This window comes from Mesorhizobium sp. B2-5-3, assembly GCF_006441005.1.
GTDB lineage: Bacteria > Pseudomonadota > Alphaproteobacteria > Rhizobiales > Rhizobiaceae > Mesorhizobium.
Map to the genome: position 1 here is coordinate 60,251 of NZ_VFUS01000007.1, position 23,276 is coordinate 83,526.

A 23,276-nucleotide genomic window follows, 5' to 3' on the forward strand; every position below is an offset into this window, starting at 1 on the left:
AGCCTGCTTTTAAGAGAGGCCGAGACTGGCGCCACGTCCGCGTCGGCGCTCTCGTCTGAACCATGAAGGGGCAAAGAGAGCATTCAATGCCGAGCAGCCGGTCAAACGCTATCAGAGCGGGGCATGCTCCATTTGGCCCGGGGGTGTGCCGGCGAAGATGAGCTGGGCTCCTACCACCCGCCGCCTCCCGTAGGTTCTCACCACCAGACGGATGCGGGCGCCAACATTGAGGGATTGTGAATGCGACTTGCGGGTAAGACTGCGCTGATTACCGGCGGAACGAGCGGCATCGGGCTTGCTGCGGCGCGGACATTCGTCCGCGAAGGCGCGCGTGTGGCGCTCTGCGCACGCGACGGCAAGAAAGCCCAGGCGCTGGCAGCCGAGCTGGGTCCGGGTAGTGTCGGCGTCCACATGGACGTCTCCGACCTGGACTCCATCGCGGCTGGTGCGGTGCTTGCCTCGGAAGCGCTCGGAGGCATCGACATCGTCTTCGCCAATGCCGGCATCACCGTGTTCAAGCCGTTCGCCGACTGGACCGGCGAGGATTTCGATAAGCTTTTTGCTGTCAACACCAAAGGCCAGTTCTTCACGGTCCAAAAGGCAGCACCCTTCATGCGCGATTGCGGCGTGGTGATCCTGACGGGGTCGATCGCCGCCAAGACCGGTCAGCCCAATATGGCACTGTACGCGGCTTCGAAGGGTCCGGCCTTGGCCCTAGCCAAGGCGATTTCGGCAGACCTCTTGTCGCGCCGCATCCGTGTCTTCTGCCTGTCGCCAGGACCCACCAAGACCGCCGTGTTCACCAGCGAAGGACCGTTCGCCAACGGCGCCGAAAAGGCGCTGGCGACCGTTCAGGCACGCGTGCCGATCGGCCGCGCCGCCGATCCATCCGAGCAGGCGGAAGTGGCGCTTTTCCTCGCCTCCGACGCCTCGTCCTTCATGCTGGGCACCGAGATCGTCGTTGACGGGGGCAAGAGCCAGCTTTGAGATGACCGCTCGGCGGGCCTGTCCCTTGAAAGAGATGCGGCATTGTTAGGAGCCAGCTAACTGCACTGGCTTCCAAGCCCCAGGGGCCCCCCGTGTTGCTTGAAGAGAAGTAGTTTGGACGGTCTGTTCGGATCGACGCCCGTTGCCGGGAGTCGGGTTGGATGCGCCCGTGGACGAGCGTCGGGAGGGGAAGCTGTCCACCCGACACGCCTTGGCCAGAATCGATGGTGAGCCGATCAACTCGGTGCGACAATCGCCAGTCATCGCGCGTTGCGATGACACCCTTCCCAACAAAGACTCCTTGGGGCGGACGTCACTACGTTAGAAAATGGCCCCGAACGTATCGGCGGGCGCCATGCTACTCACCGGCTGCGGCTGAGCATCACCGCCTTTGGTTGCTTGCTTCGTTTGATCTGCTTCCTATGGGAGAAAAATATAATGAGCTTAGGCCGGCCTCGCGCGGCTCTCACCATGCTGGACAAGATCTGGTCGCAGCACAGCATCCTCGACCGCGCGGACGGTGAGACGCTGCTCTATGTCGACCGGCATCTCATCCACGACGGTTATCAGCCAGCATTCGAGTTCCTGCGGGCGCGCGGCTTGCGCCCGAGAGCTCCTCATCAAATTTTCGGCACGCCCGACCACTACGTGCCGACTGACGTGCGTCAGGTTGCGCGCATTCCCAGCGCCGAGCGCCGCGGCATGGTCGAGTCGCTGATGGAGAACGCCAAGGAGCTCGGCTTCACCGTGTTTGAACTTGCCGACAGCCGGCAGGGCATCGTGCATGTCATCGGCCCCGAGCAGGGCATCAGCCAGCCGGGCATGACCATCGTTTGCGCCGACAGTCATACCTCGACGCACGGCGCGCTGGGCGCTCTGGCGTTCGGCGTCGGCATGACGCAGGCAACGCAGGTGTTGGCCACCCAAACGCTATGGCAGCGCAAACCGAAATCCATGCGAATTTCCGTCGAGGGCGAACTGGGCTTCGGCGTAAGCGCCAAGGACGTCATTCTCGCCATTATCCGTAAGATCGGCGCCGCTGGCGCGGTCGGCTATGTCATCGAATATGCCGGCTCCGCCATCCGTGATCTGACCATGGAAGGCCGCTTGACCGTCTGCAATATGTCGATCGAGGCCGGCGCGCGCGCCGGCATGATCGCGCCAGACCAGGTGACGTTCGACTATGTGAAGGGCCGGCCCTATTCGCCCTCGGGAGAAGCCTGGGACAAGGCGGTCGAGCGCTGGTCGCAGCTCGGCTCGGATCCCGACGCCGTGTTCGACAGGGAAGTCACACTCGACGCGGCCGAGATCGCGCCGATGGTAACCTGGGGCACGAGCCTTGAGGACGTCGCTCCAATCGACGCGCTAGTGCCAGACCCGGATCGCGCCAACACCGCCGAGCGCCGCGAAGCCATGTCGAAGGCGCTTACATATATGGGACTCGAACCCGGCACGTTGCTGGCTGGAATCCCGGTCGACCGGGTATTCATCGGCTCGTGCACCAATGGCCGGATCGAGGACTTGAGATCCGCCGCGGCGGTCGTCAAAGGCCGGACGGTCCATCCGAGAGTCGAAGCTTGGATCGTGCCTGGGTCTGGCCTGGTCAAGGCTCAGGGGGAGGCTGAGGGGCTGGACAGCATCTTCCTCCACGCCGGTTTCGAGTGGCGCGAGGCGGGCTGTTCGCTTTGCCTGGGAACCAATGGCGAGACCGTGGCTTCCGGCAAGCGCTGCGCCTCGACCTCAAATCGTAATTTCGTCGGCCGACAGGGCCGCGGCGCACGTACCCACTTGATGAGCCCGACCATGGCGGCCGCAGCCGCTATCACCGGCCACCTCACCGACGTTCGCCAGTTTCAGCGAGGAGAATGACCATGGAACCGTTCAAGTCGGTCACGGCGACCGCCGTTCCCTTTCCTGGCGTCAATGTCGATACCGACCAGATCCTGCCGGCGCGCTTCCTTTCGAAACCCCGCGCCGAGGGCTTTTCCCAATATCTCTTCCACGATCTGCGCTTCGACGACGGCGGCAAGGAGCGGGAAAATTTTGTACTCAACACGCCACCCTATCGCCACGGCGAGATCTTGGTTGGCGAAGATAATTTCGGTTGCGGCTCGTCGCGCGAAAATGCCGTCTGGGCGGTTGCGGATTATGGTTTCCGGGTTGTCGTCGCGCCAAGCTTTGGCGACATCTTCTTCTCCAACAGCTTGAAGAACGGTCTGCTGCCAGTGGTACTGAAACGCGACGCAATCAGCAGCATCATGATCCAGCTCAAGGAACAACAGGGGGCGACCATTGAGGTCGATCTCGCCGCACAGACTCTGACCGCCCCGAACGGAGCGGTCCATTCCTTCGAGATAGATGAGTTCTCCAAGCACTGCTTGCTAAACGGCATCGACGAACTCGACTACACGCTGTTACAGAAGGACCAAATCGATGCCTTCGAGAAGCGCCACGCGGCCGAGCAGGGCTGGACCGTTCCGGACTGATAAGCGCGAATGCCTTCATCGCCCAAATGGCAGGTTTGGCGTAGCAAGGAACTTGTTGTCTATCGGCCGCGACCTTCCGGCTTTTGCGGCCGCCACGACTGCCGACTACGTCTTTAGAACGAGAAGTCATGTCGAGGAGTGACCCCTAAAATGAAGTTGTTGCATTATGGCCCGTTGGGCCAGGAAAAGCCCGGAATGCTCGATAAGGACGGCCGCATCCGCGACCTATCTGGCAAGGTGGCCAACATTGCCGGTAGTACGTTGCTTCCGGAAAGTCTTGACGCACTACGCGCCATCGACCCGATGACCTTGCCCTTGATCGAAGGCAACCCGCGCCTCGGTGCCTGCGTTGCCGGCACCGGCAAGTTCATCTGCATCGGCCTGAATTATTCCGACCACGCCGCAGAGACGGGCGCGACGGTGCCGCCGGAGCCGATCATCTTCATGAAGGCCACGTCGGCCATTGTCGGCCCCAACGATCCGGTCGAAATCCCGCGTGGATCACTCAAGACCGACTGGGAAGTCGAGCTCGGCGTCGTCATCGGCAAGACGGCAAAATACGTGTCGGAGGCCGAGGCGATGGACTATGTCGCGGGCTATTGCGCCATCAATGACGTTTCCGAGCGCGCCTTCCAAGCTGAACGTCAGGGCCAGTGGACCAAGGGCAAGTCCTGCGATACGTTCGGACCGACCGGCCCGTGGCTGGTGACGGCCGACGAGATCGACGACCCGCAGAACCTCAAGATGCATCTCGAGGTCAACGGGCGCAAATTCCAGGACGGCTCGACCAAAACGATGATTTACGGCGTCCGCTATCTGGTGTCCTACCTGTCGCAGTTCATGAGCCTGCTGCCGGGAGACATCATCTCCACCGGCACCCCTCCTGGCGTCGGCCTAGGCCAGAAACCGAACATCTTCCTCAAGGCAGGCGACGTCGTTACGCTCGGCATCGAGGGCCTCGGCATGCAGCGTCAGGAGTTCTACCAAGGCTGACAGGGGCACACGCCCTGCACAGCGGCAACGGTTCGGAAAACTCGGCTACGACAACGTCGCGGTGCGCGCGGGCGACGCACCATGGGCTGGCCGGACGCCGCGCCCTTCGACGCCATCCTGGTGGCGGCTACCGCGCCCGCCCCGCCGCCCGCCCTGCGCGAACAGCTCGACATCGGTGGCCGGCTCTTGATCCCGTCGGCGAAGACCCTACAGCCAGCGTCTCGTCAGGACCGCACGAAGGGCAGCCGCGACCTACAGGGAGGAGGATTTCGGCGGCGGCCGGTTCCTCCCGCTCATCGGCGAACAATGCGGGGCCCGAAGAGGACTGACGCGCGGCGCCAACCGTTCCCAATCCGGCCGCGCTTGACGCTGCCGGATTGTCGCTTAAGGACTAGCGGTTCCACCCAACAAAGGCAGAACGGCATGTTCCATCCCGATTTCACGACGCTCAGAATCTTCCTTGCCGTCTACAATCTGGGCAACATCAGCAAGGCGGCGGCGCGCGAGAACATCGCGTCGTCGGCGATCAGCAAGCGCCTCCACTCGCTTGAATCGGAACTCGGGGCGCCGCTGTTCTATCGGCATTCGCGCGGCGTCGAGGCGACGCCCGCCGGCGAGATGCTCGCCAAGCACGCGGCGACCCTGTTCAGCCAGATCAACCGGATGACCTCGGAGATGAGCACCTTCGCCTCCGGCGTCGCCGGCCAGGTGCGCATTCACGCGCACACCTCGGCCATCGTTCAATACATGCCGAGCCAGATCGCCAGCTTCACCAAGGCCTATCCCTCGGTGAAGATCATCCTGGTCGAGGATTCGAGCCTCGGCGTCCTGCAGGCGACGATCGAGGGCCTGACGGACATCGGTATCCTCGCGGGCAACATGGCCTTCCCGGATGCGCTGGATGTCTTCGACTACAGGCACGACAAGCTGGTGGTTCTGGTTCCGGCCGGCCACCCGCTCAGCACGTCGGGCGGGGTGCGCTTTGCCGACACGCTCGGCTTCGACCATGTCGGGCTCGCCGTCACCAGTTCGCTCGGCACCCTGCTCGCGGGTGCGGCCGACGCGCTCAGCATGACGCTGAAGACGTGCATCGAGGTGAAGACCTTCGAATCGGCCGTGCGTATGGTCGAGGCCGGGCTCGGCATCACTATCCTGCCGGACGGCGTGCTGGCCGACAAAGTCGGCAACGACCGGGTCTGCGCCATTCCGCTGCTCGACGAATGGTCGACGCGTCCGCACGTCATCTGCGTCCGCAACGACCGACAGCTGACGACCGCAGCGCTGTTCATGCTCGATCACCTGCGGTCCGTCCCATAGCGGTGATCGCCAGCCGCCGCCGATCGTCGCTGTTTGATAAGGGGGGCCTGCCGAACCGATACTGTCGCGTCGGCGGCAGCCATCATAACGTCGCGCCGTGTTCACCAGCATCGGGTCCAGGATCGCAAACCGGTCTTCGGCAAGCGCGATGCATCCATTCAAAGCGTGGGCGTCCATCCCCGTCGGGGAGATACGGCGCTCCGGGAGAATTTCATGAGAGAGAACTCTTTTCGGCTCGCGATCATGCCGGGCGACGGCATCGGCGTCGAGGTTATGGAGGCGGCGACGGCGGTGCTGGAGGCGATCGAGAAGCGTCACGACATCGGCTTCAAGATTGAGCGCGTCAATGGCGGCGCGCGCCAGTATCAGGAGACCGGCGTCGCCATGACTGAAGAGGGATTCGAGGCGGCCGAACGGGCCGACGCCATCCTGTTCGGCGCCATGGGTTCGCCGGACATCCGCCATCCCGACGGCACCGAGCCAGCCCCCCAGCTCGACATGCGCTTTCGCATGAAGCTCTACGCGGGCCTGCGCCCGATCCGGGCCATTCCCGGCGTGCCGCTGGCTCTGGCTTCGCCGCGCGCTTCCGAGATCGATTTCGCGCTGGTGCGAGAATCGACCGAGGGGCTGTTTGCCTCGCGCGGCAAGGGCATCGTGACCGACGACAAGGTCGCCACCGACACGATGCGGATCACGCGCGACGTCACCGAGCGGGTGTCGCACTTCTCCTTCAAGCTCGCCGAGCGACGCGCCCGGCGGCGCAAGCGCAAGGGCACGGTGACGCTCATCGACAAGTCAAACGTGTTCCGGTCGTTCGCCTTCATGCGCAAGATCTTCTTCGAGGTCGCCTCGCAGCATCCCGACGTCACGGCGGCCCAGCATTCGATCGACGCCACCGCGCTCGACCTCATCCGCCGGCCGTGGGATTTCGACGTGATGGTCACCGAGAACATGTTCGGCGACATCCTGTCGGACCTGGGGGCCGGGCTCGTCGGCGGCATGGGCTTCGCGCCGTCGGCCGATATCGGCGACGACCACGCTTTGTTCCAGCCCTGCCATGGCACCGCGCCCGACATTGCCGGCCAGGGCATCGCCAATCCGGTCGCGATGATCCTGTCGACCGCCATGATGCTCGACTGGCTCGGCGCCCGCCATAGCAGCGAGGCCTGCCTGGAAGCAGCCGACGAGATCGAGACCGCCGTTGACGCGGCGTTTGCCGCCGGCTCGGTTCGTCCCTATGACATTGGCGGCAGCGACGGCACGGGCGCGATCGCCCGGGCGATCATCGAGCGGCTGGCACCGCGCGCCAGGGTCTGAAACGCCAGCTTCAGGGTGGAATTCATGGCACTATCTCTTCCCGAAGCGCTCGACCTCAGCGGCCAGCGCATTGTCGTCACCGGCGCGGCGAGCGGGATCGGCCGGGCGACGGCAAGCGCTCTCGCCGGCCTCGGCGCCGACCTGCTGCTCGCCGATGTCTCGAGCCTCGACGCGACCTGTGCCGATCTCATCGCCCACAACGTCGTTCCCGAAACGGTCCAGGGCGACCTCCTGACGCCCGGCGCCATAGCCCGGCTCTTCGCCTCCGGGCCGGTCCGCGCGGTCGTCCATTGCGCGGGCATCGTTCCGACGCAGATTCCCTGGGACCAGGACCCAAACTGGGAAGCCCGCTTCGCCCGGACCATGGCGGTCAACGTCCGGCTGCCGATCGAACTCGGTCACGCCGGCATCGCCCACATGGCCGGGAACGGCGGCGGCCGGTTGATCCTCATCGGCTCGCTGGCCGGCTGGCACGGCGGCACGCTGACGACGACGCCGCCCGATTACGTCACCTCCAAGGGCGGGTTGCACGCGCTGGTCCGCCTGCTTGCCCGCAAGGCTGCGCCGGGCGGCGTTCTGGTCAACGGCGTCGCCCCCGGACCGGTCGTGACGCCGTTCAGCGCCAACATCGACTTTCCGCGCGAAAACTTTCCGCTCGGACGCATGGCCACCGCCGAGGAGATCGCCTGGCCGATCGCCTTCCTATGCACGAAGGGGGCGAGCAATTTCTGCGGCGAGATCGTCAACGTCAATGGCGGCGTCTTCTTCGCCTGATGACGGGCCGTTGACAACATGAGCGACAGCTTCGATCCCGACAGCGCGGCAGAGGGACTGGCGAGCGCATGGCGCGCCGGTGCGCAGCCGGCCGGATTGCGCGCCGACGTACGGCCGCGCAGCCTCGCCGAAGGCTACGATGTCCAGGACCGGCTGATCGCGCTCCTCGGCCATGCGGTCGTCGGCTGGAAGATCGGCCTCGCCGGGCGCAACTTCTATCGCGGCGCCGGTCTCTCCCGCCCGATCTTCGGGCGCATCCTGGCGCCGCGCCGCCACGTCAGTGGCGAAGACGTCATCGTGCCCCGCGATGCCAGCGTCACTATCGAACTGGAGATCGCGCTCGTGCTGGCGTGTGACGCCGGACCCGTCGTCACCCCAGACCTGATCGAATCCGCGCATATCGGCTTCGAAATCGTCTCCTCGCGCCTTCCCGACCGCCAGCGCATCGGCGTGCCGGCCACGATCGCCGACAATTGCGTGTCGCATGCGGTGGTCCTGGGCCAAACCGTCGATCTTGACGCGATCGGCGACATCGCCGCACATGCCGGCGTCACGGTCGACGGCCATTTGCGCGCCCGCGGCCTGCGCGGCGACGATCTGCCCGATACGCTCGCGGTGCTCGGCCACCTGATCGCGCATCTGCGCGAACGGGGACAGGTCCGGAGGTGTAGCGGCGTGGTCTTCACCGGCACGCTGACGCAACCGTTCGACGTCGCGGCGCCGTGCGAACTCGCCGTCACCGGCACGGGATCGGCATTGCATTGCCGGCTCGTGCCCGCTCCGTGAGGCCGCCGGCTTCACGGTCCACTGACAAAAAATGAGACAGGGAATACCGATGCGTTCGTCCAGACTGCCCACCCGATACGGCCGTATTTTCCCGCCGGACGAAGCCTGGCTGGCGACGGCAGAGCCGGAGGTCATTCTCGACCCCGAATTGGAGATCATCGACACCCATCATCATCTCTGGGACCTTCGCACCACCAGCGGCCACCGCTACATGCTCGACGAGTTCCTCGCCGATGCCAACAGCGGCCACACGGTCGTCGCCACCGTTCACATGAACGCTTACGAATGGGATCGCGCCTTCGGCCCGAAGGAGATGCAGCCCGTCGGTGAGACCGAGGTCGCCGCCGGCATCGCCGCCATGTGCGACAATGGCATCTACGGGCCGATCCGTGTTGCGGCCGGCATCGTCGGCTTCGCCGACCTGATGCTCGGCGACGGCGTCGCGCCGGTCCTGGAGGCGCATGTACGGGCCGGCGGCGGTCGTTTCCGAGGCATCCGCCACTCAGGCGGGTGGGATGCCGACCCGATCATCGGCAACAGCTTTCCGGGCATCGCGCCCGGGCTTTACGGGCAGCCGCATTTCCGCGCCGGATTTGCCCGGCTCGTCGCCATGGGCCTATCCTTCGACGCCTGGCTCTACCATCCCCAGCTCGCCGACGTCACCGACCTCGCGCGCGCCTTTCCGGAGGCCAGCATCGTCATGGGCCATTGCGGCTGCCCGCTCGGCTACGGCCCCTATGCCGGCCGCAAGGACGAGGTCTTCGCCGCCTGGAAGGCGTCGATGGCCGAACTCGCCACCTGCCCGAACGTCTCGATTAAGCTCGGCGGCATGATGATGCGGCTTGCCGCCTACGACTACAACACCCGGCCCGCGCCGCCGACCTCGGCCGAACTCGCCTCCATGTGGGGTCCCTACATCGAGACCTGCATCGAACTCTTCGGAGCCGACCGCGCCATGTTCGAGAGCAACTTCCCGGTCGACCGGATGGGCATCGGCTATGCCGCCCTTTGGAACGCCTTCAAGCGCATCGTTTCCGGCGCATCCGACGGCGAGAAACGCGCGCTGTTTGCCGGCACCGCGCGGCGCGTGTACCGGCTGGATTGAACCGCCGCGCGGGCGGCGCCCAGCCAGCACATTTGGCGAGGTGGGGGGAACCGAACCGATAATATCCCTGCATCGCGCCGCCGGCTTAAGCTATCCCCGATAGGGAGGCGCGCGCGGTCGGCGGATCGGAGCGTGGCGGGCAGGCATTTCTGGAGCAGCCGGAAATTAGGGAGGTCATGCAGTATCAGCTCCAATTCGCGCCCGTGTTCGCGAACATGGACCATCTTCTGACGGGCGCGTGGATCACCATCCAGCTCTCGTTCGTCGCCACGATTCTCGGCTTGATCGTCGGCGTCGTGCTGGCCTTTGCCAAGACCGGCGGGCCGCCCCCGCTGCGTTGGCTGATCGATGCCTATATCGAGCTCATCCGTAACACACCCTTCCTGGCGCAGATCTACTTCATCTATTTCGCGCTGCCCGAATTCAGCATCCGCATGACGCCGAACACCGCCGCCATCGTGGCGCTGGTGGTCAATGTCGGCGCCTTCGCCACCGAGATCATCCGGGCCGGCATCGAATCCATCGCCAAAGGCCAGGTCGAGGCCGGCGTCGCGCTCGGGCTCAACCGCCTGCAGATCTTCCGCTACATCATCCTCAAGCAGGCGGTGCGCACCATCTACCCGGCGCTGACCAGCCAGTTCGTCTACCTGATGCTGTCGACCAGCGTCGTCTCGGTGATCTCGGCGACGGACCTGGCCGCCGCCGGCAACGACATCCAGCAGCGCACCTTCACCGCCTTCGAGGTCTATCTTGTCATCACCGGCATGTACCTCGTCATGTCGCTCGGCTTCTCCGGCCTGTTCCGCCTGATCCAGCGCCTCGCCTTCAACTATCCCTTGAGCCGGTAGGAGCGAGGTCATGATCCGCCCCTTCGGCATACAGGAATTCTGGTTCATCGTTCTGGCCGTCCAGTGGACGATGGCGCTTTCGGCCGTCGCCTTTGCCGGCGGCGCCGTCGGCGGACTCGTGGTGGCGCTGGCGCGGGTGTCGAAATACCGGCTGCTCTGCCTGCCGGCGCTCGGCTTCATTCGCCTATTCCAGGGCACGCCGCTCTTGATGCAGCTCTTCCTCACCTATTTCGGCCTGCAGATCATCGGCTTCGGCGTCAGCCCCTGGGTGGCGGCCGCACTGGCGCTTACCGTGCACGCCGCCGCCTTTCTCGGCGAGATATGGCGCGGCTGCATCCAGGCGGTGCCGGAAGGCCAGAGCGAGGCGAGTTGGGCGCTTGGCCTGTCCTATTCCGGTCGGATGAAATCGGTGATCCTGCCGCAGGCCGCGCGCATCGCGGTGGCGCCGACCGTCGGCTTCCTCGTCCAGCTGATCAAGGGCACGTCGCTCGCCTCGATCATTGGCTTCGTCGAGCTGATGCGCGCCGCGCAGATCATGAACAACGCGACCTACTCGCCGCTCAAGGTCTACGGGCTGGTGACCATCATCTACTTCTGCCTGTGCTGGCCGCTTTCGGTCTACGCCCGGCGCATGGAAGGGCGTTACGTCGCTCTGGCGAAACGCTGACGTCTCGAATTGTCCGGACCCTCGATGTCGGGGATCCATTTTTGAAAGGGAGGATACACCGATGACACTCTGGAAAAATGCTCTGACGTTCGTCGCGAGCGTCGCGGTCGCGGCGGCCGTCACCGTGATGCCGGCTTCAGCCCTGACCTTGAAGGAAATCAAGGACAAAGGCACGATCACCGTCGGCTCGCTGGTCGATTACCCACCCTTCGGCCTGCTCGATTCCAACGGCCAGGCCGTCGGCTACGATCCCGATCTCGCCAAGGAGTTCGCCGACAGCATCGGCGTCAAGCTGACCATCCTGCCGGTGACCTCGGCCAACCGCATCCAGTACCTGCTGTCGGGCCAGGCCGACGTGCTGTTTGCCACGCTCGGCATCACCGAGGAACGCCTCAAGGTTGTCAACTTCTCGGTGCCCTATGCCGGTCTCGAGCAGTTCGTCTATGGCGACAAGGATATCGCCATCACCGACAAGGCGGGCCTCGCGGGCCAGACGATCGGCGTCACCCGCGGCACCACGCAGGATACCGCCGTCACGGCAATCGCGGCGGCCGACACCAACGTCCAGCGCTACGACGACGACGCCTCCTCCGCGCAGGCACTGATCTCCGGCCAGGTGCCGCTGCTCGGCGTTGCCGACATCGCGATCGGCCAGATCGAAAAGACGGCGCCCGACCGCTTCACCAAGAAGTTCCTGCTGCGCCAGCAGGCGCAGGGTATCGTCGTGCGCAAGGACTCGCCCGAGCTGCTTGCCGCCGTCAACGACTTCCTCAACGGGAAGAAGAAGGACGGAAGCCTGGGCAAGCTGCACGAGCAATGGATGAAGGCGCCGTTGCCGGCCTTCATCGAAAACGCCGAGAAGTAGGTTCCGGCACGGCCGGCCGCAGGGAGATGTCCACGTGAGTTCAGAACAGGCGAACGCAACCGTCTCGCTCGCGGTGAGCATGGAAAACGTCGAGAAATACTACGGCGCTTTCCATGCGCTGAAGGCCGTCAACCTGACGGTGCGCAGAGGCGAGCGAATCGTCCTTTGCGGCCCGTCCGGCTCGGGCAAGTCGACGCTCATCCGCTGCATCAACCAGCTCGAGCACGTCCGCAGCGGCAGGATCGTCGTCGACGGCATCGAACTCACCGCCGGGCCGAAGAACGTCGAGGCGGTGCGCCGCAACGTCGGCATGGTGTTCCAGCAGTTCAACCTGTTCCCGCACATGACAGTGCTCGAAAACTGCACCCTGGCGCCCATGAAGGTTTCCGGCATCGCCAAGGCGAAGGCGGAGGAGACCGCGCGCAAATACCTCGCCCGCGTGCGCATTCCCGAACAGGCCGACAAATATCCCGCCCAGCTTTCGGGCGGCCAGCAGCAGCGCGTGGCGATCGCGCGCGCGCTCTGCATGAACCCCAGGATCATGCTGTTCGACGAGCCGACCTCCTCGCTCGACCCGGAGATGGTCAAGGAAGTCCTCGACACCATGATCGAACTGGCCAACGAAGGCATGACCATGCTCTGCGTCACCCACGAGATGGGCTTCGCCCGCCAGGTCGCCGACCGCGTCATCTTCATGGACCAGGGCGAGATCGTCGAGATGGGCGAGCCGGGCACCTTCTTCGACAATCCGAGGGAAGCCCGCACCAAGGCGTTCCTCAGCCAGATCAGCCATTGAACATGGCGTGCGCCGTCCTGTACTGAAAGCGGCGACGGCAGACGCTGCCGGATACGAGGATTTGAACAGATAATGCGCGCCGTGGTTCTGCATGCCGAGAGAGACCTGCGCGTCGAGGAAAGGGCCAAGCCCGAACCTGGCCCCTAACAGGTGCCGGTGCGGATCGCCATTGGCGGCATCTGCGGCTCCGACCTGCATTGTTACAACCATGGCGGCTTCGGGCCGATCCGAGTGCGCGAGCCGATGATCCTCGGTCATGAGATTTCCGGGCATGTCGCGGCGCTCGGCGCCGGTGTCGCGGGCCTGCAGTCGGGCGCGCTGGTCGCCGTCAATCCGTCGTCGCCTGCGGCCATTGCGGCTTCTGCCGCAGCGGCCAGCCGATCCATTGTTCTGACATGCGCTTCCTCGGCAGCGCCATGCGCACGCCGCTCGTGCAGGGCGGGTTTGCCAACTTCATCGTCTGCGACGCCGCCAACGCCTCGCCATGGCTGCCGGGCGTCGACGCCGCGATGGCGGCTTTCGCCGAGCCACTCGCGGTCTGCATGCATGCGGTCGGCCAGGCGCCGGTCTACGGCGCACGCGTGCTGATCGTCGGCGCCGGGCCGATCGGCCTCCTCCTCCTGCTTTCGGCGCGACTGGCGCACGCGCGAAGTGGTGGTCACCGACATCCTCGACAAGCCGATCGCCTTCGCCCGTTCGCTCAGCGCGACCATACGGTCAACGTCGCGGTCGGGCCGGATGCGCTGGCCGGCTACGAGGCCAACAAGGGTTATTCGACGTCGTCTTCGAGGTCGCCGGCCAGTCGCTGACCATCGCCGGGGCACTGCGCGCGACACGGCCGCGCGGCAGCTTCCGCTTCGCCGGCGAGTTTTCGTTCGCCGCCGAGCTCATTGGTTCGGGCCGGATCGACGTGGCGCCGCTGCTAAGCGCGACCATGCCGGTCACTGATGCCAATAACGTCTTCCTGCTGGCAGGCGACAGGAGCCGGGCGATCAAGGTACAGATCGCCTTCGCCTGAACGCAGTCGTCGAGCGGCGATCACCTCCAGCCGCGCGGCCCAGGCTGCCGCCACGTTCCGCGAGGTGGGGGGTGCCCAATGGATACTTTCCTTCGCCGGGCTCTCCGTTAGTTTCGATGGGAGGAAGACCCTCGATACGATGCGCCTCATAGCACGCACCGCGAAACCCGCCGGTGCTTCCGTTTTTCCAAATTCGAAGAGAAGACCGCCATGTCCAGCAAGAAACCCGTAGCCATCGTCTTCGACACATTCGGATCCGTGGTGGACTGGCGCGGCGGCCTGATCGCCGAAATGAAGGAACTCGGTGGCAAGCGCGGCGTCAACGGCGACTGGGCCGCCGTCGCCGACGCATGGCGCCACGGCTATCACCGGATGCTCGATGAAGTGACCGCGGGCACGCGGGACTACGGCCTCCTCGACGACCTGCATCGCGAACTGCTCGACGAGGCCATGCGCGATGTTGGCGTCACCGGCTTCAGCGAGGACGAGCTGCGCGACATCAACCTCGGCTGGCATCGCCTCAAGGCCTGGCCGGATGCCGTGGCGGGCCTGACGCGGCTGAAGACCAAATACATCGTCGGCTCGCTGTCGAACGGCAACGTGCGCCTGCTGGTCGACATGGCCAAGGGCGCGAACCTGCCGTGGGACGTGGTCTTCGGCTCCGATATGTTCTCACGCTTCAAGCCGCATCCCGACACCTACCTGGGCAGCGCCCGGCTGCTCAATCTCGAACCGGGCGAGGTCATGCTGGCGTCGGCGCACAATGGCGACCTCGCCAACGCGCGCAAGTACGGTTTGATGACCGGCTTCTTCCTGCGTCCCACCGAATTCGGCCCCAACCAGACGATCGACCTTGCCGCCGAGGCGGATTGGGATGTCATCGCCGACGACATCGAGGACATGGCCACCAAGCTCGACACCTGACGGTAGCGGTCGCGCCAATGGCGCCGGCATTCTCCTTCTCGGTCGGTCTAGGCTCGCCCGCTTCCTACTTCATCCTGAGCCTGTCGAAGAACACTGGTCGATTGCGAAGGCAGGGCGTGGTGACGAGAAAGCGCGGCCATCCCTCCACCCGAATATCACCGTTTCCTCGCCGTTCGCGATGCCGACATGGTGAACAACGATTTGAGCCCTCTTGCCGGGGCGGCTAGGACTTCGGTTGGGGACTTGCCTTAGGACAGTGCTTCCGGGCAGTATTTCTTCGGCTGCATGCTTCTATAGTTCATCACACCTTATCGCCGAATAGCTTCAGCAGACGAATTGGAGGTCTTCTTTCGCAGCAGGGAGGAAATGCCGGTACCCCAGGTACCGCATTCGCGAATGGCAGGAAGAGTTTGGAGGAGGAATCCAATGAAGAAATATATAGCGGCAGCTTTATTCTCGCTGTCCCTGGCATTTGCCGCGACGGCCCAGGAAGCCGCGCGACCGGACTTCATACCCGAGGCCGACTGGGGCAAGATCAAGGGTCTCATTGATCCGAGCCGTGTCCAGTGGCAGCCTTACAAGGGGATCGCCGTCAAGCAGGACGGGTCGCCCTACAAGGTGCTCTATTTGCCGGTGTGGATGGGCGACGACTACCAGGTCATCGCGCAGCATCTCCTGCAGACCCAGCTCGAGGAAGCCGGCGCGACCTTCACGACGAGCTCGGCCGAATTCGACGTGCCGACGCAGACGCGCCTGATGGAAGACGCCATCGCCACGCACGCCTACGACGCGATCGTGCTGCATCCCATCGACCCGACCTCCATGGCCACCACCATCGACAAGGCCATCGCATCCGGGATCGACGTCTACAACTGGGTGCTTCCGGCCAACACCGACAAGCTCACCGGCTTTGCCGGCTATGATGCCGACACGATGGAAGGCAACGGCCAGATCGGCGTGAAATTCTCCGAACTCGCCAAGACGGCGGGCGCTACCGCCGAGAAGCCTTATCGCGTGCTGGAGATCTGGGGCGCACGCGCCCTGCCGATCTGCCAGGCCCGTCACCACGGCGTCGGTCTGGGGCTGGCGGGAGATCCCGCCGTCGAGATCGTGGAATCGGTCGACACGTCCGGCCAGCCGGAGTCGGTGATCAAGGCTATCCAGGATGCCTTTGCCCGCTATCCCGACATCAAGGCCATCTATCCCCAGTTCGGCGATGCCGGCGCCATCACAGAGGGCCTGCGCTCCGTCGACCGTCTGGCGCCCGCCGGCGATCCGAACCACGTCGTCGTCATCCTCCAGGATATCGACAAGGCGATGCTGGCACCTTTGCGCGACGGCACCTTCGACTTCACGGTGTCGAACAACCCGTGGCACCAGATCGATGTCGTCGTGAAGCAGTTCCTCTGGCACACCGTACTCAAGCAGCCGTTGGGCGACGGCGATGCCAATTCCGGAACGGTCAAGCTGCCGCGCCGGGTATTGCTGCCGATGCCGCTCCTGACGGGTGCGACGATCGACACGGATGCAGCGCATATGTGGGGCGGAACCGTCGCCTTCACCGACATGCCGCTCGGCAAGTGGAACTACTGGCCAGTCCTCGACACCAAGGAGATCGGCCTCCCCGTCCCGACGCTCGCCGACCGCAAGAGCCTCCTCGGCTATTGAGGCGCATCCGTTCGTCGCGCGGGTGGCTGCAATTCCACCGCGCGACAGACGCCGGGCGGTATCCAGGGAACAGGTGAGACACGCGTGGGTGACATCGTCCTGAGCATGGTGGGCATCACCAAGTCCTTCGGGAGCATCAAGATTCTGAGGGACGTGGCGCTCGAATTGCGCGCCGGCGAGGTCCACGCCCTTCTTGGCGAGAACGGCGCCGGCAAAAGCTCATTGATGAAGATCCTCATGGGCGTGCTGCGGCCCGACAGCGGCGAATACACGGTGCGCGGCAAGCAGGCCCAGTTTTCCAATCCATCCGAGGCGCAGCGCAACGGCGTCTCGATGGTCTATCAGGAGTTCGGCCTGGTCCAGTATCTGAGCGTCACCGAGAATATCCTTCTCGGCCGCCTGCCCGCCTGCTGGGGCAAGGTCGACTGGCCCAAGGCGCGCCGCGAGGCCGCGCAGATCCTGCAGCGGCTCGGCAGCAGAGTGTCGCCCGATGCCACGGTCGGCGACCTGAAGGTGGCCGACCAGCAGGAAGTGGAGATCGCGCGCGCCCTCTCCTACGATCCGGCCGTCTTCATCATGGATGAGCCGTCCTCCGCCTTGTCGCGCGTCGAGATCGACAATCTCTATGGCCTCGTCAGGGTGCTCAAGCAGCGCGGCGTCGCCATCGTCTACATCTCGCACAAACTCGAAGAAGTCTTCGCGCTCGCCGACCGGGTGACGATCCTGCGCGACGGCGCCGTCGTCAAGAGCTGCGGCATCGCCGAAATCAACATGGCGACGCTGGTCGAGCGCATGACCGGCAAGCCGGTTGACAGCACATCAACGTTGCGGCAGGCGCCCGGACCGGGCGCCGGCAGGCTCCTCGAACTCTCCGGATTTTCCGCCGACGGCCTGTTCGAAGGAATCGACCTGACCATCGCGAAGGGCACCATCGTCGGCATCGCCGGCGTGATCGGCGCGGGCAAGAGCGAACTCGCGCGCGCCATCGTCGGTGCGCTGCCGGACGGAACCCGTGTCAAGGGCAGCCTTCACTTCGATGGCGTGGCGGTGAACGTCGCCACGATGACGCCGAGCAAGGCGCGCCGGCTCGGCATCGGCTTCGTCAGCGAGGATCGCCAGGCCGAAGGCATCGTCCAGGAGCACTCGGTCGGCTTCAACATGGTGCTGCCGGCACTGAGCCGAGTGACGACTGCGGGCGTGCTCGTCGGCCGCCGGGTGCGCGGCCTGGTGGCCCGAGTGATGGACGATGTGGGGCTGCGGCCGCGCGAACCGGGCAAGCTCGTGCGACTGCTCAGCGGCGGCAACCAGCAGAAGGTGGTCATCGGCAAGTGGATCGCCGCCGGTTCGAAGCTCCTCATTCTCGACGAGCCGACCCGGGGTATCGACGTCGGCGCCCGCCAGGAGATCTACGACGTCATCCGCCGCCAGGCGCGGGAGCGGGGCGTCGGCGTTTTGCTGCTGTCATCCGACATGCGCGAGATCATGGTGGCGTCGGACCGCATCCTGATCATGGCGCAGGGCCGGATCACACGCGAAGTCGCGCCCGATCGGGTCAGCGAGCGCGACTTGCTCGAAATGGTGCTCGTGAGCGGCGACAAGGGCGCCGATATCGCTGGCGTGCCGGAGGCGCACGGATGAAGAGCTTCCTGCGCAACGACAACGTGCTGCGCGCGCTCATGCTCGTGGCGCTGATCGGCGTGTTCGGCCTCTTAACCGGAGGCGTTACCTACAGTGCGCGCGGGCTGTACAACATCCTGCTGCAGAGTTCCATCATCGGCATAGCCGCTATCGGCCAGACCTTTGTCATCCTGACGGGAGGCATCGACGTGTCGCTCTACGGCATCGGCGTCTTCGCAAGCGTACTTGGCGCTTCCACGCTGACCAGCCGCTTCGACCTCAACATGGTCGGCGGCGATCCTTGGCCAGTTCCCGTCGGTATCGCGATTATCCTGCTCGTCGGCATCGTGATGGGCGCCGTCAACGGCCTGCTGGTCGCGCGGCTGCGCGTGCCCGCGCTGATCGCGACGCTCGGCATGTGGCAGATCGGCCTGGGTCTCGCCCAACTCGTCGGCGGCGGCTACACGATCACCGATCTGCCTTCGAGCCTTAGCATGCTGGGACAGGGCTCGATCCGGGGCGTGCCCGTGCCGGTCATTGAGATGCTCCTGCTCTTCGCGCTGGCGCATTTCGTGCTCAGCCACACGTCCTTCGGCCGAGCCGTCTATGCCGTCGGCGGCAATTCCGCCAGCGCGTATCTCTCCGGCATCAAGGTCCGGCGCGTGCAGTTCCTCGTCTTCGTGATCTCGGGACTGATGGTCGCACTCGCCGCCCTGTCGATCGAATCGCGGATGATGTCGGTCTCGATCAGGACGCTGAGCGGGCTGCAGCTCGACAGCATCGCCGCTGTCGCGATCGGCGGCGTCAGCATCTATGGCGGCCGCGGCACCGTGCTCGGCGTGTTGTTAGGGACACTGATCCTCGCCGTCATCGACAGCGGCCTCGGCGCCATGGGCGCCAGCACCGACGTCCAGAACACGGTCAAGGGTGCGGTCATCATCCTGGCGGTGTCGATCGAATTCTTCCGCCGCCGCGAGCGGCCAACCCGCATCACGGCCTGACATGCAATTGCGGAGGCAACCAGAGTGATCGTCGACCAACTTCGGGCAGCGGATGCCGGGCCGGGCCGCCGAGGCTTTGGCTTCGGCGTACTGACCAGCGACGACTTCGTGCGCCTGCTCATCCTCGCCGCCTTGATCGCGGGGTTCGCAATCGTCACGCGCGGCGCCACAATCGGCACCGAAAACCTTGCGAACGTGCTGATCCAGTCGTCCATCCGAGGCATTGCCGCCTGCGGGCAGGCGTTCGTGGTGCTCACGGTAGGCCTCGATCTCTCGGTGAGCGGCATCGTGGCGGTGACGCTGATGGTCGGCGGCAGCCTCGTCACCACCAACCCGCAATTCAGCCTTCTCGGCGTCGCGATCTCTCCGCTTCTCGCCATCCCGGTGATGCTCTTCGTTGGCGTCGCGTTCGGCACCGCCAACGGTTTCCTCGTGGCACGGCTGCGGTTGCCATCCCTGATCGTGACGCTTGGCGTCTGGCAAATCGGCGTCGGGCTCGCCTATCAGGTGACCGGCAGTGGCTTCGTCGACAGCATCCCCTCGAGCATTGCCTTCATCGGCCAGGGCAGCGTGCTCTACGTGCCCAACCCGGTCATCCTGTTCTTCGCGATCGTGGCGCTCAGCTATTTCGTCCTGCACCGGACCGCTTTCGGGGCCGAAATCTACGCCGTTGGGGGCAATTCCCGATCGGCCTTCATCAGCGGCGTGCGCGTGGTGCGCGTGCGCATCATCGTGTTCGCCATTGCCGGCAGCTTCTATGCGATCGGCGCCGTAATCAGCATGTCGCGCTACATGAGCGCCACGATGGCGCAGACGACCGGCCTCGAACTATCGACGATCGCCGCGGTTGCCATCGGCGGCGTCAGCCTGTCGGGCGGCAAGGGCAGCATCGTCGGCGTGCTGCTCGGTACGCTGATCATCGGCGTCGTCGACAATGGGTTGAGCATCACTGGCGTCGGACCCGCCCAACAGGCGATCCTGAAAGGCGCCATCATCATCTTCGCAGTGATGCTCGACGGCTTTTCGCGACGCTGATGGCGCGCCCGGCTCGCCGCCGATCCGATCAGAACACCGCCCGCCAAACCTCGGGCACGAAGGCTTACGAGCGCCGTTTCTGAATCGTGCTTTCATTCCTTAGTTCGCGTGTCCCGTCCAGATTATGCGACCCTCCAGCAGGTTCCTAGTCCGCGGTCCAGCCGCCGTCGATGACCATGGACGATCCCGTCATGAGAGAGGATGCATCGGACGCCAAGAAGACAACCGCCCCGGTTATGTCGCCGACATGACCTATGCGGCCAAGCTTTATCTTGGACAGCACCTCCGCCTTGAAGGCCTCATTCTTGAGAAAATTCTGAGCGAGCGGCGTTTCGACAAACGTAGGGCAGACGGTGTTGACACGGATCTTGTGTGGCGCAAGGTCGATTGCCACCGCCTTCGTCATGCCCTCCATGGCCCACTTCGAGGCGCAGTAGACGCTGCGCGTCGCGGCACCGACATGGCCCATCTGCGACGACATGTTTATGATGCTGCCACTCACGCCTTGCTCGACCATGCGTCGCGCGACGATCTGCGCAACAAAGAAGGAAGCACGCAGATTGAGGCCCATGATATCATCGAAATCGGCCTGCGTTACATCAAGGAATGGGTTGGTGCGGTTCATCCCTGCATTGTTGACCAGCACATGAAATGCCGGCCTGTGTGAAACAGCTTCACTCACTGCCGAAACGTCCCGGATATCGAGCGCGATGGCTTCGGCTCGTCCGCCCGCGCGAGTGATATTGGCCGCGGCAGCCTCCACCTCGCTCAATGTGCGGGCGGCCAGAACAACCTCGGCACCAAAGTGGGCGAGCGCATGAGCGGCGGCCAGTCCCAGCCCCCGCCCGGCTCCCGTAATGAGCGCTCGTTTTCCGTCCAGCCTGAAATTTGGCGCGACTTGATTTTCCTCCATAAATCTCTCTCCATTTGTTTGAAATTGGGAATACGTATGCGCACGCATTTGCTAAATTAGTATCCTGGCGTTGATCAGTTCAGGCGGTTGCAGGACCAATGTTGGTAGAGCCGCGAATGATCAGTTCGCCGGGTATGCGAATAGCCGCTGGTGGAAAGTCTGCCGGATCAAACAGCAGGGAGAGCGACCGCCCCACCATCGCCTCGATCGGCTGGCGGAAGGTGGTGAGGTCGTATGCCGGCCAGGCGGCCGAGGGAATGTCATCGAAGCCCACGATGGAAACATCGCGCGGAACTTTCAACCCAAGCCCGAAGCGCGCGGCATCCAACGCGCCAAGCGCCATGACATCGGCGATACAGAAGATGGCGTCCGGGGGAGTCGGGCCGGACAGCAGATTGATCGCTGCCCTGTAACCCCCGCCATAGGTGTTTTCGCCGAATTGCTCGCCAATGATTTGGACTCCATGGCGGCGCAATTCATCCTGAAAGCCGGCGCTACGTTCGCGGTGGGTCGACGTATCAGGGCGGCCCCCTATAAGGGCTATACGCCTATGCCCTGCGGCAACAAGAAGGGCGGCAACTTCCATAGAAGCCGACCTGTTCTCGCAGCACACTGAATTGATCGAAAAGTCGTCGACGGAGCGGTTGAACAGAACCACCCGGGTGTTCCTGTTGTGCAGGATGTCGCGCATTCGCGACGACAACACAGCTGACGTGACGATCAAACCGTCGATCTCGTACTGAAGCATCGATGGCAGCACGTCATCGACTTCGAAACCCTTGGGCACGGAAAGCAACAGGAGCTGCTTGCCCATGGCGTTGAGCTTCTGGGTGTAGATTTCCAGGACGGCCGGGTAGAACGGATTGAGGATATCGGCCATGATCAGGCCAACCATATTCGTCTTCTTCGTCTGCAGGCTTCGCGCGATCCCATTTGGCGTATAGCCCAAGCGCTCCGCCGTCTTGCGAATCTTTTTCTTTGTCTCCTCTGAAATCCTCCCGTCGCCGGCGAGTGCGCGAGACACTGTCGATTGCGATACGCCAGCCTCCCGCGCGACATCCACCGAAGTTGACCGTCTCATGCATTGGATCCTTGCGCAAATCAGCTTTTGCGCCTGTTATGCTGCCTTGCGCGCAGCAATAGCAAGACGATGCGCGAGATCAAACGCTGCTGTCAGGCCGGCGGGGTCGGCGCGATTTTGGCCGACAATGTCGTAGGCTGTTCCTTGCGAGGCGGTAACGATTGGCAGCGGCAATCCGCCAAGAACGGTCGAGGTGTTGGCGAAACCGAGTGTCTTCAGCGCGATCTGGCCCTGATCGTGGAACATGGTGATGATCAAGTCGAGCTTCTCCGGCCCCACACGCAGAAAGACGGTATCGGCCGGATAGAGGCCGGCGACATCGTATCCAAGCTCCTTTAGCCTTTCGATAGCGGGGAGGATAATCTCAATCTCCTCAGTGCCCATTGCGCCGCCTTCTCCCAAATGCGGGTTAAGGCCGGCAACGGCTATTCTCGCACGTTTGCCGCTTGATGATTCGACCGCCTTGGCGCCGGCCACCGTGGCCGCAATGATGGACTCCACGGAGATGTTGTCGGCCACGGCGCGAAGCGGAATATGCGAGGTTACGCGGGCCGTCCAGAGAGCCCCCTGGTTATTCATTTCGCAACAGAAGCCGGCAACCCCGAGGCGACTTGAGAAAAAATGCAGTTCGTCGATCGCCTTGTGACCGGCCAGCCACATCGCCTGTTTGTTGAGCGGACCATAGACAATCGCATCGAGCTGCCCTGCCCCGGCCGCGTCTGCTGCACTCTCCAGCGCCGCGAGCGTGGCAGTTCCGCCCTCCGCGCTCGCCACACCGGGTTTGTAGCCGTCTCGATCCAGCCCTGAAATCAGCGCCACGCCGCCACGCTCCGGAATCGATGAGACGCTATCGACGACCGGGATTTCAGCATCGAGACCAGCGATTCGCATTCCGTCGCGAAAGCTCCCTTTCCCACAAAAGACGGCAACGCGAAGGTCACTCTGGCGCCCCTTTGCATTGACTAATTTGGCACAAAGTTCCGGACCGACACCGGATGGGTCTCCAGCGACGAGGCCGATTGTTGTCACAGACATCTCTCACTCCTGTTTGACAAACTCATTTCAAATGTCTAACAGA

At 64.0% G+C, this 23,276-nt stretch carries 21 protein-coding genes and 2 pseudogenes; 20 read left to right on the forward strand and 3 right to left on the reverse strand.

The features are described 5' to 3' along the window. Positions 1-240 precede the first annotated feature (240 nt). The 20 genes and pseudogenes from FJ867_RS17715 (at position 241) to FJ867_RS17810 (ending at position 20,204) form a co-directional block, all read left to right on the forward strand. Positions 241-987, forward strand: coding sequence for an SDR family oxidoreductase (locus tag FJ867_RS17715; RefSeq protein ID WP_140818065.1), 747 nt, complete (start codon positions 241-243; stop codon positions 985-987). 438 nt (positions 988-1,425) lie between these two features. Then, complete coding sequence (leuC, locus tag FJ867_RS17720) at positions 1,426-2,856, forward strand: 3-isopropylmalate dehydratase large subunit (RefSeq protein ID WP_140818067.1); 1,431 nt, start codon at positions 1,426-1,428, stop codon at positions 2,854-2,856. 2 nt (positions 2,857-2,858) lie between these two features. Then, on the forward strand, positions 2,859-3,473 hold the full coding sequence (gene leuD, locus FJ867_RS17725) for a 3-isopropylmalate dehydratase small subunit (RefSeq protein ID WP_140818069.1): 615 nt from the start codon (positions 2,859-2,861) through the stop codon (positions 3,471-3,473). A gap of 150 nt (positions 3,474-3,623) precedes the next feature. Next, complete coding sequence (locus tag FJ867_RS17730; protein WP_140818071.1) at positions 3,624-4,466, forward strand: fumarylacetoacetate hydrolase family protein; 843 nt, start codon at positions 3,624-3,626, stop codon at positions 4,464-4,466. Between the two features lie 81 nt (positions 4,467-4,547). Next, positions 4,548-4,649: pseudogene (locus tag FJ867_RS29060) on the forward strand (protein-L-isoaspartate(D-aspartate) O-methyltransferase); the annotation flags it as partial. Positions 4,650-4,889: 240 nt separating this feature from the next. Further along, on the forward strand, positions 4,890-5,783 hold the full coding sequence (locus FJ867_RS17740; RefSeq protein WP_024504879.1) for a LysR family transcriptional regulator: 894 nt from the start codon (positions 4,890-4,892) through the stop codon (positions 5,781-5,783). Between the two features lie 213 nt (positions 5,784-5,996). After that, on the forward strand, positions 5,997-7,100 hold the full coding sequence (locus FJ867_RS17745) for an isocitrate/isopropylmalate dehydrogenase family protein (RefSeq protein WP_140818073.1): 1,104 nt from the start codon (positions 5,997-5,999) through the stop codon (positions 7,098-7,100). Positions 7,101-7,124: 24 nt separating this feature from the next. Next, positions 7,125-7,874 (forward strand): SDR family oxidoreductase, encoded by a 750-nt coding sequence (locus FJ867_RS17750; protein ID WP_140818075.1) that lies wholly within the window; start codon positions 7,125-7,127, stop codon positions 7,872-7,874. 18 nt (positions 7,875-7,892) lie between these two features. Beyond that, positions 7,893-8,660 (forward strand): hydratase, encoded by a 768-nt coding sequence (locus tag FJ867_RS17755; RefSeq protein ID WP_140818076.1) that lies wholly within the window; start codon positions 7,893-7,895, stop codon positions 8,658-8,660. Positions 8,661-8,709: 49 nt separating this feature from the next. Next, the gene (locus FJ867_RS17760; protein WP_140818078.1) at positions 8,710-9,765 is read left to right on the forward strand and encodes an amidohydrolase family protein; all 1,056 of its coding nucleotides are present in this window, start codon (positions 8,710-8,712) and stop codon (positions 9,763-9,765) included. Positions 9,766-9,941: 176 nt separating this feature from the next. After that, entirely contained in the window at positions 9,942-10,613 is a 672-nt protein-coding gene (locus FJ867_RS17765; RefSeq protein ID WP_140818080.1) for an amino acid ABC transporter permease, read from the forward strand. Between the two features lie 10 nt (positions 10,614-10,623). Then, the gene (locus FJ867_RS17770; protein ID WP_140818083.1) at positions 10,624-11,280 is read left to right on the forward strand and encodes an amino acid ABC transporter permease; all 657 of its coding nucleotides are present in this window, start codon (positions 10,624-10,626) and stop codon (positions 11,278-11,280) included. A 61-nt stretch (positions 11,281-11,341) separates the two neighbouring features. Next, positions 11,342-12,145 (forward strand): transporter substrate-binding domain-containing protein, encoded by an 804-nt coding sequence (locus FJ867_RS17775; protein ID WP_140818085.1) that lies wholly within the window; start codon positions 11,342-11,344, stop codon positions 12,143-12,145. A gap of 79 nt (positions 12,146-12,224) precedes the next feature. After that, the gene (locus tag FJ867_RS17780; protein WP_140818245.1) at positions 12,225-12,941 is read left to right on the forward strand and encodes an amino acid ABC transporter ATP-binding protein; all 717 of its coding nucleotides are present in this window, start codon (positions 12,225-12,227) and stop codon (positions 12,939-12,941) included. A gap of 156 nt (positions 12,942-13,097) precedes the next feature. After that, positions 13,098-13,750: pseudogene (locus tag FJ867_RS17785) on the forward strand (alcohol dehydrogenase catalytic domain-containing protein). Positions 13,751-14,169: 419 nt separating this feature from the next. Next, positions 14,170-14,883, forward strand: a complete 714-nt coding sequence (locus tag FJ867_RS17790; RefSeq protein ID WP_140818087.1) for an HAD-IA family hydrolase — start codon at positions 14,170-14,172, stop codon at positions 14,881-14,883. 426 nt (positions 14,884-15,309) lie between these two features. Beyond that, positions 15,310-16,551, forward strand: a complete 1,242-nt coding sequence (locus FJ867_RS17795; protein ID WP_024504867.1) for a sugar ABC transporter substrate-binding protein — start codon at positions 15,310-15,312, stop codon at positions 16,549-16,551. Positions 16,552-16,635: 84 nt separating this feature from the next. Beyond that, positions 16,636-18,189 (forward strand): sugar ABC transporter ATP-binding protein, encoded by a 1,554-nt coding sequence (locus FJ867_RS17800; RefSeq protein ID WP_140818091.1) that lies wholly within the window; start codon positions 16,636-16,638, stop codon positions 18,187-18,189. After that, positions 18,186-19,169 carry an ABC transporter permease gene (locus FJ867_RS17805; RefSeq protein WP_140818093.1) on the forward strand — a complete coding sequence of 328 codons (984 nt, stop codon included), beginning with the start codon at positions 18,186-18,188 and terminating at the stop codon, positions 19,167-19,169. Before FJ867_RS17800 ends, FJ867_RS17805 begins: the two co-directional genes overlap by 4 nt. 24 nt (positions 19,170-19,193) lie before the next feature. Then, on the forward strand, positions 19,194-20,204 hold the full coding sequence (locus FJ867_RS17810) for an ABC transporter permease (RefSeq protein WP_181168385.1): 1,011 nt from the start codon (positions 19,194-19,196) through the stop codon (positions 20,202-20,204). Positions 20,205-20,349: 145 nt separating this feature from the next. Here FJ867_RS17810 and FJ867_RS17815 read toward each other — a convergent pair whose 3' ends face one another. The 3 genes from FJ867_RS17815 to FJ867_RS17825 all read right to left on the reverse strand — a co-directional run bounded on the left by FJ867_RS17815 (position 20,350) and on the right by FJ867_RS17825 (position 23,233). Then, positions 20,350-21,117, reverse strand: a complete 768-nt coding sequence (locus tag FJ867_RS17815) for an SDR family NAD(P)-dependent oxidoreductase (RefSeq protein WP_027035670.1) — start codon at positions 21,115-21,117, stop codon at positions 20,350-20,352. 79 nt (positions 21,118-21,196) lie between these two features. Continuing rightward, positions 21,197-22,198 carry a LacI family DNA-binding transcriptional regulator gene (locus tag FJ867_RS17820; protein WP_024505477.1) on the reverse strand — a complete coding sequence of 334 codons (1,002 nt, stop codon included), beginning with the start codon at positions 22,196-22,198 and terminating at the stop codon, positions 21,197-21,199. Between the two features lie 36 nt (positions 22,199-22,234). Beyond that, positions 22,235-23,233 (reverse strand): 4-hydroxythreonine-4-phosphate dehydrogenase PdxA, encoded by a 999-nt coding sequence (locus FJ867_RS17825; RefSeq protein WP_140818097.1) that lies wholly within the window; start codon positions 23,231-23,233, stop codon positions 22,235-22,237. Between the last annotated feature and the right edge of the window lie 43 nt (positions 23,234-23,276).